Origin of the sequence: Pseudomonas graminis, from assembly GCF_900111735.1 — a bacterium.
Classification (GTDB): domain Bacteria; phylum Pseudomonadota; class Gammaproteobacteria; order Pseudomonadales; family Pseudomonadaceae; genus Aquipseudomonas; species Aquipseudomonas graminis.
Genome location: NZ_FOHW01000020.1, coordinates 1 through 14,007 on the forward strand (window position 1 = coordinate 1; position 14,007 = coordinate 14,007).

Annotated in this window: 9 protein-coding genes; 4 read left to right on the plus strand and 5 right to left on the minus strand. The window is 60.8% G+C overall.

What is annotated here, in order from left to right:
- The first annotated feature begins 182 nt into the window (after positions 1-182).
- A complete protein-coding gene (gene yccS / locus BMY98_RS15735; RefSeq protein WP_074890728.1) occupies positions 183-2,390 on the plus strand; it encodes a YccS family putative transporter in 2,208 nt (735 codons plus the stop codon).
- Here yccS and BMY98_RS15740 read toward each other — a convergent pair.
- The gene (locus BMY98_RS15740) at positions 2,371-3,108 is read right to left on the minus strand and encodes a substrate-binding periplasmic protein (protein WP_074890730.1); all 738 of its coding nucleotides are present in this window, start codon (positions 3,106-3,108) and stop codon (positions 2,371-2,373) included. The genes yccS and BMY98_RS15740 overlap by 20 nt on opposite strands.
- 205 nt (positions 3,109-3,313) lie before the next feature.
- Between BMY98_RS15740 and BMY98_RS15745 the strand changes: the two genes are divergently transcribed.
- Complete coding sequence (locus tag BMY98_RS15745; protein ID WP_074890844.1) at positions 3,314-3,772, plus strand: GNAT family N-acetyltransferase; 459 nt, start codon at positions 3,314-3,316, stop codon at positions 3,770-3,772.
- Between the two features lie 79 nt (positions 3,773-3,851).
- On the opposite strand, the gene BMY98_RS15750 is transcribed toward BMY98_RS15745, so the two are convergent.
- Genes BMY98_RS15750 through BMY98_RS15760 form a run of 3 tightly spaced genes read right to left on the minus strand, consistent with a single transcriptional unit; the run spans position 3,852 to position 6,894 of the window.
- On the minus strand, positions 3,852-4,148 hold the full coding sequence (locus BMY98_RS15750; RefSeq protein ID WP_074890732.1) for a winged helix-turn-helix domain-containing protein: 297 nt from the start codon (positions 4,146-4,148) through the stop codon (positions 3,852-3,854).
- A 31-nt stretch (positions 4,149-4,179) separates the two neighbouring features.
- On the minus strand, positions 4,180-4,680 hold the full coding sequence (locus tag BMY98_RS15755) for a YgjP-like metallopeptidase domain-containing protein (RefSeq protein WP_425438882.1): 501 nt from the start codon (positions 4,678-4,680) through the stop codon (positions 4,180-4,182).
- Positions 4,681-4,737: 57 nt separating this feature from the next.
- Positions 4,738-6,894, minus strand: coding sequence for a putative bifunctional diguanylate cyclase/phosphodiesterase (locus BMY98_RS15760; protein ID WP_425438880.1), 2,157 nt, complete (start codon positions 6,892-6,894; stop codon positions 4,738-4,740).
- A 301-nt stretch (positions 6,895-7,195) separates the two neighbouring features.
- On the opposite strand from BMY98_RS15760, the gene BMY98_RS15765 reads away from it, so the two are divergent.
- Positions 7,196-7,867 carry a polysaccharide lyase family 7 protein gene (locus BMY98_RS15765; protein WP_074890738.1) on the plus strand — a complete coding sequence of 224 codons (672 nt, stop codon included), beginning with the start codon at positions 7,196-7,198 and terminating at the stop codon, positions 7,865-7,867.
- A 57-nt stretch (positions 7,868-7,924) separates the two neighbouring features.
- Here BMY98_RS15765 and putP read toward each other — a convergent pair whose 3' ends face one another.
- Positions 7,925-9,409, minus strand: a complete 1,485-nt coding sequence (putP, locus tag BMY98_RS15770) for a sodium/proline symporter PutP (RefSeq protein ID WP_074890740.1) — start codon at positions 9,407-9,409, stop codon at positions 7,925-7,927.
- Positions 9,410-9,841: 432 nt separating this feature from the next.
- Between putP and putA the strand changes: the two genes are divergently transcribed.
- Positions 9,842-13,795: a trifunctional transcriptional regulator/proline dehydrogenase/L-glutamate gamma-semialdehyde dehydrogenase gene (gene putA, locus BMY98_RS15775; RefSeq protein ID WP_074890742.1), complete on the plus strand. Its 3,954-nt coding sequence runs from the start codon at positions 9,842-9,844 to the stop codon at positions 13,793-13,795.
- The last annotated feature ends 212 nt before the right edge of the window (positions 13,796-14,007 follow it).

Below are 14,007 nucleotides of genomic sequence, written 5' to 3' on the forward strand. Positions count from 1 at the left end.
TGACCTCCGATTGCTCCTACAAGTGCGTGGCGCAATCGAGAGATGCACCATTGGGGTTAAGGTGCGTCTTGAGGTATTGGCATCCGCCCCGGAATAAATTTTGCTAACCGGATGTACAGCGCGCATCCGGCGCTGTACATATCCCTCAGCAAAATCAATCGCGAACAAGGCCGTCAGCGTTCATGGCATCGACATCGTTGCGCAATACATTCCGCCGTCTCTGGGCGCTGGACAAGTTTTCCTACAGCGTGCGGGTTTTCATCGCGCTGACCGGCAGCATGGCGCTGTGCTGGTACCAGAACGAGATGTCCCAGTTGATCCCGCTGTTCCTCGGGATTATCGCCAGCGCCCTGTCGGAAACCGATGACAGCTGGCAAGGCCGCCTCAATGCGCTGGCCGTGACGCTGGTGTGTTTCAGCATCGCGGCGTTGTCCGTGGAGTTGCTTTTCCCCTACCCCGTGGTGTTCATCTGCGCGTTTGCCTTTGCGGCGTTCTGCCTGACGATGCTCGGCGCCCTGGGCGAGCGCTATGGCGCCATTGCCTACGCAACGCTGATTCTGTCGGTCTACACCATGATTGGGGTCGATCAGCGCGGCGGCGAAGTCACCGACTTCTGGCACGAACCCATGCTGCTGGTTGCGGGCGCGGCGTGGTATGGCCTGCTCTCGGTGCTCTGGCAGATGCTGTTTTCCAATCAGCCGGTGCAGCAGGCGCTCGCCCGACTGTTTCGCGAGCTGGGCCTGTACCTGAAGCTCAAATCCGAGCTGTTCGAGCCGATCCGCACCCTCGACATCGAAGCCAAGCGCCTTGAGCTTGCCAAGCAGAACGGCAAGGTCGTCGGCGCGCTCAACGTGACCAAGGAAATCATCCTTAACCGCGTCGGCAGTGGCCGCCCGGGTTCGAAGGTCAGTCGCTACCTGAAGCTGTACTTTCTGGCCCAGGACATCCACGAGCGCGCCAGTTCGTCGCACTATCCCTACAACTCCCTGGCCGAGGCGTTCTTCCACAGCGACGTGCTGTTCCGCTGCCAGCGCCTGTTGCGCCAGCAAGGTCGCGCCTGCCGTGACCTGTCGGCGTCGATCCAGCTGCGCCAGCCGTTCATCTATGACGACAGCTTCGCCCATGCGCTGAATGACCTGCGCGCCTCCCTTGAGCACCTGCGCATTCAAAGCAATCCGGCGTGGCGCGGGCTACTGCGTTCGCTGCGAGCGCTGGCCAATAACCTCGGCACCCTCGACCGGCTGCTCAGCGACGCGAGCAACCCTGACGCATTGGCCGACGCCACCGACAGCAGCCTGCTCGACCGCTCCCCGCACAACCTCAAGGACGTCTGGACGCGCCTGCGCCTGCAACTGACGCCGACCTCGCTGTTGTTCCGTCACGCCCTTCGCCTGCCGTTGGCGCTGGTCATCGGCTACATCATGGTTCACCTGATTCACCCGTCCCAGGGGTACTGGATCATCCTCACCACGGTGTTTGTCTGCCAGCCAAGCTACGGCGCGACGCGGCGCAAACTCGGGCAGCGCATCATCGGCACGGCCATTGGCCTGACGGCGGGCTGGATTCTGTTCGACCTGATCACCACACCCGTCCTGCAATCGATGTGCGCGGTGCTGGCCGGCGTGGTGTTCTTCGTCAACCGCACCACGCGCTATACGCTGTCTACCGCAGCGATTACGGTGATGATTCTGTTCTGCTTCAATCAGGTCGGCGACGGCTACGGTGTGTTCCTGCCGCGTCTGCTGGACACGCTGCTGGGCAGCCTGATCGCGGGCCTGGCGGTGTTCCTGTTCCTGCCGGACTGGCAAGGTCGTCGACTGAACAAGGTGCTGGCCAACACGCTGTCGTGCAACAGCATTTATCTGCGCCAGATCATGCAGCAATACGCGAACGGCAAGAGCGACGACCTGGCCTACCGACTGGCCCGACGCAACGCCCATAACGCTGACGCGGCGCTGTCCACCACACTGGCCAACATGCTGATGGAGCCGGGGCATTTCCGCAAAGAGGCCGACGTCGGTTTCCGCTTCCTGGTGCTGTCACACACCCTGCTCAGTTACCTGTCGGGACTGGGCGCGCACCGGGACGCACCGCTGCCGCCCGAAGTGCGTGAGCAACTGATCGAGGGCGCCGCAGCCAACCTTGCCGCGAGCATTGATGAAATCGCCCAGAGCCTGGCGATGCGTGAGCCGGTGGCGGTGCAAAGCGATACCGAGGAAGCGCTGGCGACGAGCCTGGAACAGATGCCGGAAGAAATCGATGAAGGCCAGCGGTTGGTGCAGACGCAACTGGCGCTGATCTGCCGGCAATTAGGGCCACTTCGCACCTTGGCAGCGCACCTGATCAAGGAACCGGTCAAAGAAGCCGACATCACAGACCGTGCAGCTTGATGAGCTTGTCGTAAGTGCCGTCGGCTTTCATGTCAGCAATGGCCTTGTCGAAATCCATAACGATCTGCTGGTGATCCGCCCGCTTGAGGCTCACCAGCATATGCAGGCTGTTTTCGCTGAGTGATTTGGGCAGGAATTCGACGTCGGCCCGCACGTCTGCAGGCTCGCGCTTGAGGGCAAACCGTGCCGCGTACTCGTCTTCCACCGTCAAGCCGACTCTGCCCGCAGCGAGCATCCTGACAGCGATCGAGAAACTCGCCACCGGCACCTTTTCGAGGTTGGCATCGGCGTCGAATTCCGGCGAATAGGCGTAACCGCGCACGACGGCAATGGAATAGCCGTGCAGCTGCGACAGGTTCTGAAACTCGATGGAGGCGTCTTTGCGTTTCAGAAAGCGCAGGCGGTTAATCAAGTAGGGTGCGGAGAAAACGCCAATACGCGTGCGGTCTTCGCTGTACCAGGCGTTGATGACGATGTCATACCGCCCTTCGCTCAGCCCGTGAATCGCCCGCGCCCACGGGACTTGTTCATACTCGGTGTCGTAACCGGCGCGACCCAGCGCCGTACGAATCAGGTCAGTCGAAAGCCCGTCGTGCAGCAATGACACGTCGGCATAAGGCGCCCATGCATCGCCGGCGAGACGCAATGTCTGCGCGACCGCGCCTTGGGCTATCAGCATCATTCCCAACAGCCCTGCGGCGCACTGCAAACGCGACATGCTCAGCTTCCTTGTGGCAACTGGCCTTCAGTGAAGACTCATTTTGAGCTTTGCACAACTCGTAACACTGTGATGTTTGTGCCGCAGTTCAACAAAATGAAACACCGTTCACTGAACCATCGTCTCGCCCGGCTTGCCGCGAATTTGGGCTTGCGCCGATATGCGTTTAGTATCCGGCATCAACTTCTTCTCGCAGGCCGGCGTCATGTCTATCAACTGGATTTGCAAACACCATACCGACCTTGGAAAAGAGCAGCTGTACGCCATTCTGCAACTCAGGGCGCAGGTGTTCGTGGTGGAGCAGAAATGCTGGTATCTGGACGTCGATGGCCAGGATTTGCTGGGCGATACCTGCCATCTGATGGCCTGGCAGGATGATCAGTTGGTCGCTTACCTGCGCCTGCTGGACCCGATTCAGCAGAACGGTGACGTGACCATCGGCCGCGTGGTGACTGCACCGTCAATGCGCAACAAGGGAATGGGCCATGAATTAATGGTTCAGGCGCTGAAACACGCGGAACTCCGATGGCCGGACCAGCCGATATTTCTCTCGGCCCAGGCGCATTTGCAGGGTTACTACAGTCGCTACGGTTTTAACCCGGTGGGCGAGGTGTACGTCGAGGACGGCATTCCTCACATCAGCATGCGTCGCGATCTGGACTGATCCTGCTTGGGAACTTCATTGGTCCTGGTAGGACCGGCTTCAGCCGGGAAGCTCTTGTATCAACGCCCCTGACACCACGTCACGGGTACCCCAGCACCGTCTTGATGGTCTGCAGATTGACCTCGATCCAGCGGCGGTCAATCGCGCCCCAGTCACGAATCCGGTAACCGCCGGCATGATTGCGGGCGCCATCGAGTTGTTCGAACTCGCAGACAATATCCAGATCAGCCAGCGCCGCGATGGTGTCCTGGGCTGTGCGGCGGGGCATGCCGGTGACGTCGGTCAGGGCCGGTACGCTGCTGGCGATGCCGCTGTCGATCAGATACGCCACATACAGGCGGCGGTAGAAACTGCTCTTGGTCTTGCTGACTTCCATCAAAACTTCCTTGAAAAGCGTTAGCGGCTGATCAGCGCACGGCCGTCTGCATGTCTCGCCAGGTCAGGTAGATGCGCAGGTCGAATTCCAACTGGTGATAACCCGGCTGCATGTGTTCGCACAGCTGATAGAACGCCTTGTTGTGGTCCGACTCTTTAAAATGCGCCAGTTCGTGGACCACGATCATCTTCAGAAACTGCGGCGCCGCCTCCTTGAACAACGCCGCCACGCGGATTTCCTTCTTGGACTTGAGTTTGCCGCCCTGCACCCGCGACACCGTGGTGTGCAGGCCCAGCGCGCGGTGGGTCAGGTCCAGACGGTTGTCGAACAGCACTTTGTCGATGTTCGGCGCGTTGCGCAGGTATTCCTGCTTGAGCGCCAGCGCGTAGGCGTACAGCGCTTTGTCGCTCTGGATTTCGTGCCGATCGGGATAGCGCTGCTGCAGGTACTCCGTCAGCCGATTCTGCGAGATCAATTGCCGAACCTGATCCTGCAGACCTTCGGGATAGGCTTGCAGGTACTTGAGCGGCATGGGCGTGGGGACAGTCATGGTCGAACCAGGTCGCGGGAAAAGCGCGAGTCTACCGCGTCAGTCCTGCCCGAGCAGCTGTGACGCTATCGGCATTTCAACAGGTTCGACAAAACGCTCTGCCTCCAGCGGCGGCATCGGATGAGCAATGAGAAAGCCCTGAATGATCTGGCAGCCGTTGTCGACCAGCCACTCATATTGCTCGTAGGTTTCGACTCCTTCGGCAATCACCTCGATATTGAGCATGCGACACAGGTCAATGATGCTCCGCGCGACGGCCAGATCCCGGGACGATCCCAGCATGCCGCCAATGAAGTGTCGATCAAGCTTCAGGGTGTCCAGATCGAGGTTACGCAAGTGGGCAAGGGAGCTGTCCCCCGCACCGAAATCATCCAGCGACACGCGCACGCCGATGTCATGCAGACTCTGCAGCTGCTTGCGGCTGTGCACCAGATTGTGGACCAGCGATGGCTCGGTGATCTCGACTTCCAGCTGCCGGGGTTTCAGGCCGTGTATCTGCATCGCGCGCTGCAGCTCGGCCGCCAGATTGGGCAGGCTGAATTGCGCCGGGCTCACGCTGACGCTCATGACCAGATCATCCGGGAACACGTCGCTCCAGCTTTGGCGTTGCGCCGCACCCTGTTCGAAAATCCAGCTGCCGAGCTTGTTGATCAGCCGCGTCTCTTCCAGCAGCGGAATGAACACGCCTGACGGCACGTCGCCCGCGTCCGGATGATGCCAGCGCAGCAGCGCCTCGAAGCCCCTCGTCTTGCCGGTGACGACGTTGACCTGCGGCTGGTAGACCATGGAAAAGTCTTTGCCATCGATTGCCGTGCGCACGCTCTCTTCGAGCATCAGACGCGAGCGCGCGCGTCCGTTCATGTACTGATCGAAAAAGCGGTATTGCTGACGCCCTGCCCGCTTGGCTTCGTACATCGCAATGTCCGCCGCACGCAGTAGGCCATCCAGATTGGTGCCGCAGTCCGGGTACACCGCGATGCCGATACTGGCTCCCAGGGTGGCTTCGACCCCGTCCACCAGCCGCCGGGCGGACACACGCTCGATTAGCTTTTCGGCGACTTTGGCAGCATGTTCGGGGAAGTCCAGCCCGTCGATAACCACGACAAACTCGTCGCCACCCATACGCGCAAGCACATCATAAGGACGCAGGCAGTCTTTCAATTGCGCGCCGACCCACTGCAATACCTGATCGCCGGCGTCGTGACCCAGGGAGTCGTTCACATCCTTGAAGCCGTCGAGATCCAGATACAACACGACCAGATATTTGCCCGCGTGCTCATTGCGCAGCAGCATCCCTTCGACCGTCTGATAGAAACCACGGCGGTTGAGCAGGCCGGTGAGGGAATCCGTCACGGCCTGATGTTCGAGTTGACTATAGAGGTCACGCACCACCGACATGTCGAGCACGCTGAGCACCATGGCGCGTTGCTCGGCGGGCAGCGGCGCGCACGACAAGGCGACCGGGACCTGCCGCCCCTCGGGCGTTCGCAGCACGGCGTCGTGGACGCGGTAGGTGTCGGCACGGCGATAGTGGTGATAAAAGCCGGAGTCGGCCCATTCGCCGACGCTGGGCTCGTGCAGGTAGGTGCACAACGCGGTACCCCGCAGTTCGCCGTCGGTCATGCCCAGCAAGCGGCAGATCGCCGGATTGGCAAAACTGATGACGCCGTCTTCGGAGACCACAAGAATGCCTTCGGCCACATTCGCCAGCACCGATGCGTTGAATGCCCGCGCCGACTCGAGCTCGCGGCTCAGCTTCTGCAGGGCACGCCGATTGTGCTGCTGCTCCAGAAGCGCCTGAACCTTGGGCCTGAGAATATTGGGATCGAACGGCTTGAACAGGTAATCGACTGCGCCGCTGGCATAGCCCTTGTGCACCGAGTCGCGGGATTGTTCGTTGGCGGTGAGGAAAATGATCGGCGTCAATCGCGTTCGCAGACTGCCACGCATAAGGCGGGCAACTTCGAAGCCATCCATGTCCGGCATCTGCACATCGAGAAGCACCAGATCAACATCTCTGTCCAGCAAAATGCCCAACGCTTCCATGCCTGAGGCGGCGGTGATGATTTCCCGGTCCTGGCGCTGTAGCACCGCGCACATGGTCACCAGATTCTCAGGGTAATCATCCACAACCAACAATACTGATTTGCCACTTAAGGGCAGGGACTGCACGCATTCCATGCTGCTACTCATCATTCACTTTACTGCCCGGGGAACGCCCCCGCTGAGGGTCTGATAGCCCATTACTCTAGCTTCGATTGGAGAAAAAAGAAGGCGCCGATAGTAGTGCCATCCGAAAAGTGCCATCCAACCGACTAACGGTAACGGCGCTGAATGTCAGGAGGACTCTGCGCTGCGGGTCAAATAGCGGCACTTTGACGTCAACCATCCGACAGATTCACGTTAACAAACGCGCCGTCTAACCGTATAAAAAGCCGCCCCCAACCCCCTTTCGCCCGCAACTTTGCTGGCAATGAGACATATCGGACGACTAGACATGATTGATTTGGGAACGTGGAATCTGAGCATTCCAGTGGGCTCGCCCCCCGCCACTATCGAGACACAACAACTGCTTCAAGGTTACGACGACAAGTATTTCAAATCCGGCTCATCGAACGTCACATTCTGGGCGCCGGTCACCGGAAGCAAGACCGCCAACGCGATCTACCCACGTACGGAATTGCGCGAGACCTGGTCCAACGGCACGCTGCACAACTGGTACTACCAGGACGCTGACAATTACCTGAATGCCAAGCTCAAGGTCCTTCAGGTGCCGTCCTCCGGCAGAGTCGTCATCGGTCAGATCCATGTCTACGACAGCACGCAGCCACTGCTGAAGCTCGAATATCAGTACCTGGAAGCGACGCACATGGGCAACATCGTCGCCAAGGTTCGCTATCACCCCGACGACAAGAAGGCGCGAGTGATCACGGTTGCGGAAAACGTGAGCCTGAACGAGACGTTCAACTACGTCATCCACCTCAATAAAGCCGGGTTACTCAGCGTGACCGCCCACGGCATGGGCTGGAACGACCGGATCAGCGCCACCTGGAGCAAACAGCAGCTTTACTTCAAGGCCGGGGTCTACACCCAAGACCACACGGGCTATACCAGCGAAGGCGGCAAGACCATGTTCTTCAACCTGGACGCCGACCACAACAAGAGCTGATGCGCTCGCGAGGGAGCCCGAGCGTTAGTGTCGCCCGGGCTCTTGAGCAGGCAGCCCTTACGCCGCCTGGTACTCTTTTTCTGCTGCTTCAAAGCGCGTCAACATGCCCGGCGTCGGGCCTTTGCCGATCGCGCTGAAGACCACGATGGCGATACTGGCGAAGATGAAGCCGGGGATGATTTCGTACAGACCCAGCAGTTCGAAATGCTTCCACACCACGACCGTGATCGCGCCGACCAGAATCCCCGCCAGCGCGCCGTTGCGGGTCATGCCTTTCCAGATCACCGAGATCAGCACCACCGGCCCGAATGCCGCGCCGAACCCGGCCCACGCGTAGCTGACGAGACCCAACACGCGGTTTTCCGGATTCGCCGCCAAGGCGATCGCGATCAGCGCCACCAGCAGAACCATGGCTCGGCCGACCCACACCAGCTCTGTCTGGGACGCGCTTTTGCGTAGAAAGGCTTTGTAGAAGTCTTCGGTCAGCGCACTCGAACACACCAGCAACTGGCAGCTCAGCGTGCTCATGACCGCCGCAAGGATGGCCGACAGCAGAACGCCGGCGATCCACGGGTTGAACAGGATCTTGGCCAGCTCGATGAAGACGCGCTCGTGGTTTTCGGTCACCGGACCCGCCAGCTCCGGATGTGCCGAAAAGTACGCGATGCCGAAGAAGCCCACGGCAACGGTGCCGCCCAGACAGAGGATCATCCAGGTCATGGAAATGCGACGCGCCTTGGCGATCGAGCCGACCGAGTCAGCGGCCATGAAGCGCGCCAGGATGTGCGGCTGACCGAAGTAGCCCAGACCCCAGCCCATCAGCGAAATGATGCCGATGAAAGTGGTGTTCTTGAGCATGTCGAAGTTGCTCGGGTCCTGCGCCTCGATCGCCATGAACGTGGTGTCGATACCTCCGGTCGCCAGAAGCACGATGATTGGCGTGAGGATCAGCGCGAAGATCATCAGGGTCGCTTGTACGGTGTCTGTCCAGCTGACGGCCAGGAAGCCGCCGATGAAGGTGTAGGCAATCGTCGCCGCAGCGCCGGCCCACAAGGCAGTTTCGTAGGACATGCCGAAGGTGCTCTCGAACAGCCGCGCGCCGGCGACGATGCCGGAAGCGCAGTAGATCGTGAAGAACACCAGAATCACGATGGCCGAAATCACCCGCAGCAAACCGCTGTTGTCTTCGAAGCGGCTGGAAAAGTAATCCGGCAAGGTGAGCGCATCGCCATTGTGCTCGGTCTGTACCCGCAGGCGACCGGCAACGAACAGCCAGTTCAGGTAGGCGCCGATGATGAGCCCGATGGCAATCCAGCTTTCCGACAGGCCGGACATGTAGATTGCCCCCGGCAGGCCCATGAGCAGCCAGCCGCTCATGTCCGATGCACCGGCCGAAAGCGCCGTGACCACACTGCCGAGGCTGCGCCCGCCGAGAATGTAGTCCGAAAGATTATTGGTGGAACGGTAGGCCATGAGTCCTATGAGGACCATTGCAGCGATGTAGATCACGAAGGTGATCAAGGTAGGGTTGCTGACACTCATCGGTTAGATTCCGGCGTTGTTTTTATAGGCGCGAGCAGAGCGAATTTCCCCTGAGGCATCAGGTTCGCGCACGGCCGCTCGCGTATGTCGCGGGCTGGCAAAAAGTTCGCCGCTGCACACCGCTTGAATGCACCAAAGCGGCGCATCCTAGAGGACATCCCGGAGCAGGTGCAACCCGAAAACCGCCATTCCCCGCCTTTTTTACAATTTAGCTGACTGGCCACTACAGACCCTGTTTGCAGGGGGAGCTGCCATATAGAGCCCTGCCGTGCGCGGCACCCGAAACTGGCGGGCTACCGCTGAATCGACTCATTACAGGGCACTCCTGAAACACTTTGAAAAAAGCGGTTGCACCCGGTTGCACCCTTACAGCCCGGCAGCTAATCTTGCCGCAGCTAAGCCACATGATCGTGGCTGTCATGAGGATAAGAAATGGCCACCACCACCCTCGGTGTCAAACTCGACGACCCCACCCGTGAGCGCTTGAAAGCAGCGGCGCACTCCATCGACCGGACGCCCCACTGGCTGATCAAGCAGGCGATCTTCAATTATCTGGAGAAACTCGAGGGCGGTGCGACCCTGAATGAACTCAGTGGTCAGGGTGGCAAAGACGCCGACGATCAGGGTGACTTGCTCGCCGACAACGGCCATCAGGCATTTCTTGAATTCGCCGAAAGCATCCTTCCCCAGTCAGTCCTGCGCGCCGCGATCACCTCTGCCTACCGCCGCCCCGAGCCTGAAGTGGTGCCCATGCTCATCGAGCAGGCGCGCCTCCCTGCGCCGATGGCCGATGCCACCCACAAGCTTGCGGCGTCGATCGCTGAAAAGCTGCGTAACCAGAAGAGCGCGGGTGGCCGCGCCGGCATCGTCCAGGGCCTGCTGCAGGAATTCTCGCTGTCATCCCAGGAAGGCGTGGCGTTGATGTGCCTGGCCGAAGCCCTGTTGCGTATCCCCGACAAAGGCACCCGCGACGCATTGATCCGCGACAAGATCAGCACCGGCAACTGGCACCCGCATCTGGGCAATAGCCCGTCGCTGTTCGTCAACGCCGCCACGTGGGGCCTGCTGCTGACCGGCAAACTGGTCAGCACCCACAATGAGGCCGGCCTGACCTCCTCGCTCAGTCGCATCATCGGCAAGTCCGGCGAGCCGATGATCCGCAAGGGCGTGGACATGGCCATGCGCCTGATGGGCGAGCAGTTCGTCACCGGCGAAACCATCGCCGAAGCCCTGGCCAACGCCAGCAAGTTCGAGGCGAAAGGCTTCCGTTATTCCTACGACATGCTCGGCGAAGCAGCGCTGACCGAGCACGACGCGCAGAAATACCTGGCGTCCTACGAGCAAGCCATCCACTCCATCGGCAAAGCGTCCCACGGCCGTGGTATCTACGAAGGTCCGGGCATCTCCATCAAGTTGTCCGCCCTGCACCCGCGTTACAGCCGGGCGCAATACGAGCGCGTGATGGATGAGTTGTACCCGCGCCTGCTGTCGCTGACCTTGCTGGCCAAGCAATACGACATCGGCCTGAACATCGACGCCGAAGAAGCCGATCGCCTGGAGCTGTCGCTGGATCTGCTCGAACGACTGTGCTTCGAGCCGCAACTGACCGGCTGGAACGGTATCGGTTTTGTCATTCAGGCGTATCAGAAGCGCTGCCCTTATGTGATCGATTACGTCATCGACCTGGCACGCCGCAGCCGCCATCGCCTGATGATCCGTCTGGTGAAAGGCGCGTACTGGGACAGTGAAATCAAGCGCGCTCAGGTCGAAGGCCTGGAAGGCTACCCGGTCTACACCCGCAAGGTTTACACCGACGTTTCCTACATTGCGTGCGCACGCAAACTGCTGTCGGTGCCGGAAGTCATCTATCCGCAGTTCGCGACCCATAACGCCCACACGTTGTCGGCCATTTACCACATCGCCGGTCAGAACTATTACCCCGGTCAGTACGAATTCCAATGCCTGCACGGCATGGGCGAGCCCTTGTATGAGCAGGTCGTGGGCAAAGTCGCCGACGGCAAGTTGAACCGGCCGTGCCGCGTGTACGCACCGGTCGGCACCCACGAAACGCTGCTGGCATATCTGGTGCGCCGACTGCTGGAAAACGGCGCCAACACCTCCTTCGTCAACCGCATTGCCGACCAGTCGATTTCGATACAGGAATTGGTGGCCGATCCAGTGTCCAGCATCGAGCGCATGGCGACCCAGGAAGGTGGTTTCGGCCTGCCGCATCCGCGCATTCCGTTGCCACGCGACCTGTACGGCAGTGAGCGCGCAAACTCCGCCGGCATCGACATGGCCAACGAACATCGTCTGGCCTCGCTCTCTTCCGCCTTGCTCGCCACGGCGCACAACGACTGGAAAGCCGGCCCGATGCTGGGCAGCCCGGTCAGCGCCGGCACTGAGGTGCCTGTCCTGAACCCGTCCGATCTGCGTGACGTGGTCGGTCACGTGCAGGAAGCGAGTCTGGAGGACGTCGATAATGCCCTGCTCAGCGCCCTCAGCGCCGGACCGATCTGGCAAGCAACACCGCCCGCCGAACGTGCCGCGATCCTCGAGCGTGCCGCCGACCTGATGGAAGCCGAGATTCAACCGTTGATGGGCCTGCTGGCCCGCGAAGCCGGCAAGACGTTCGCCAACGCCATTGCCGAAGTGCGCGAGGCGGTGGATTTCCTGCGTTACTACGCGGTGCAGACGCGCAACGATTTCAGCAACGACGCTCATCGCCCTCTGGGCCCCGTGGTGTGCATCAGCCCGTGGAACTTCCCGCTGGCCATCTTCAGCGGTCAGGTCGCGGCAGCGCTGGCGGCCGGCAACCCGGTACTCGCCAAACCCGCGGAGCAGACACCGCTGATTGCCGCACAGGCCGTCCGCATTCTGCTCGAAGCCGGCATTCCCGAAGGCGTGGTGCAACTGCTGCCGGGCCGGGGTGAAACGGTCGGCGCGCGGCTGGTCGGCGATGATCGCGTCAAGGGCGTCATGTTCACCGGTTCCACCGAAGTTGCCCGTTTGCTGCAACGCAACGTCGCCGGCCGTCTCGATGCCCAGGGCCGGCCGATTCCGCTGATCGCTGAAACCGGCGGCCAGAACGCGATGATCGTCGACTCCTCGGCCCTGACCGAACAAGTGGTCATCGACGTGGTGTCCTCGGCGTTCGACAGCGCCGGCCAACGCTGCTCCGCGCTGCGCGTGCTGTGCTTGCAGGAAGATTCTGCGGACCGCGTCATCGAGATGCTCAAAGGGGCGATGGCTGAGAGCCGCCTCGGCAACCCGGAGTGCCTGTCGGTGGACATCGGCCCGGTAATCGATCAGGAAGCCAAAGCCGGCATCGAGAAACACATTCAGGCCATGCGTGACAAAGGCCGTAATGTGTATCAGGTCGCCATTGCCGACAGCGACGAAATCAAACGCGGCACCTACGTGATGCCGACGCTGATCGAGCTGGACAGCTTCGACGAGTTGCAACGGGAAATCTTCGGCCCGGTACTGCATGTCGTGCGCTACAAGCGCCGTGAGCTGGATCAATTGATCACCCAGATCAATGCATCCGGGTACGGCCTGACATTAGGTGTACACACGCGCATCGACGAGACCATCGCCAAGGTGATCGACAACGTCAACGCCGGCAACATGTACGTCAACCGCAACATCGTTGGCGCCGTGGTGGGTGTGCAGCCGTTCGGTGGCGAAGGCTTGTCGGGCACCGGTCCGAAAGCCGGTGGCCCGCTTTACCTGTACCGTTTGCTGTCGACCCGCCCCGCCGACGCCGTGCAGAAATCCTTTGCCGCCCGCGATGCGCAACAGGCACCGGACACCCGCATGCAAGAGGCGATGCTCAAGCCGCTGAATGCGCTCAAGGCCTGGGCAAGCAGCCAGCAACTCAGCGACCTTGAAGCTCTGTGCAGCCAGTTTGCCGAAGAATCCCAGAGCGGCGTGACCCGCATGCTCATGGGCCCGACCGGCGAGCGCAACAGCTACAGCATCCTGCCCCGTGAACACGTGTTGTGCCTGGCCGAAGACGAGACGGATCTGTTGGCGCAACTGGCCGCCGTGATGGCGGTGGGCAGCACGGCGATCATGCCGGACGGGGAACCGGGCAAGTCGCTGCGTAACCGTGTGCCCAAGGACGTTCAGTCGCGCATCAAGCTGGTTGCCGACTGGCAGAAGGACGAGGTCGCCATTGACGCGGTATTGCACCACGGTGATTCCGATCAACTGCGCGCCATCTGCGAACAGGTCGCTCAACGCAGCGGTGCCATTGTCGGCGTCCACGGCTTGTCCAAAGGCGAAACCAACATTGCGCTGGAGCGCCTGGTGATCGAGCGTGCGCTGAGCGTCAACACCGCAGCAGCAGGCGGTAACGCGAGCCTCATGACGATCGGATAACCCAGCCCCGTTGCAGGAGCGCGCTTGCCCGCGAATGCATTCGGTCAGACACCACAGCAGTGTTTGACCTGACGCGTTCGTGGGCAAGCGCGCTCCTGCACCGAATTCGGCGAGCCTGCCTTGATCGTTTGATACCTCCATCACCCGCATCAATCATCCTGTTCACCCCCTCCCCGCCCACCTAGACTCGACGGCATTCCCAAGAAAGGTAC

Bases quoted from the DNA above. Each gene is read 5' to 3' on its own strand.
- yccS (WP_074890728.1), top strand. From the start codon at position 183: ATGGCATCGACATCGTTGCGCAATACATTCCGCCGTCTCTGGGCGCTG.
- BMY98_RS15740 (WP_074890730.1), bottom strand. From the start codon at position 3,108: ATGTCGCGTTTGCAGTGCGCCGCAGGGCTGTTGGGAATGATGCTGATA.
- BMY98_RS15745 (WP_074890844.1), top strand. From the start codon at position 3,314: ATGTCTATCAACTGGATTTGCAAACACCATACCGACCTTGGAAAAGAG.
- BMY98_RS15750 (WP_074890732.1), bottom strand. From the start codon at position 4,148: ATGGAAGTCAGCAAGACCAAGAGCAGTTTCTACCGCCGCCTGTATGTG.
- BMY98_RS15755 (WP_425438882.1), bottom strand. From the start codon at position 4,680: ATGCCGCTCAAGTACCTGCAAGCCTATCCCGAAGGTCTGCAGGATCAG.
- BMY98_RS15760 (WP_425438880.1), bottom strand. From the start codon at position 6,894: ATGATGAGTAGCAGCATGGAATGCGTGCAGTCCCTGCCCTTAAGTGGC.
- BMY98_RS15765 (WP_074890738.1), top strand. From the start codon at position 7,196: ATGATTGATTTGGGAACGTGGAATCTGAGCATTCCAGTGGGCTCGCCC.
- putP (WP_074890740.1), bottom strand. From the start codon at position 9,409: ATGAGTGTCAGCAACCCTACCTTGATCACCTTCGTGATCTACATCGCT.
- putA (WP_074890742.1), top strand. From the start codon at position 9,842: ATGGCCACCACCACCCTCGGTGTCAAACTCGACGACCCCACCCGTGAG.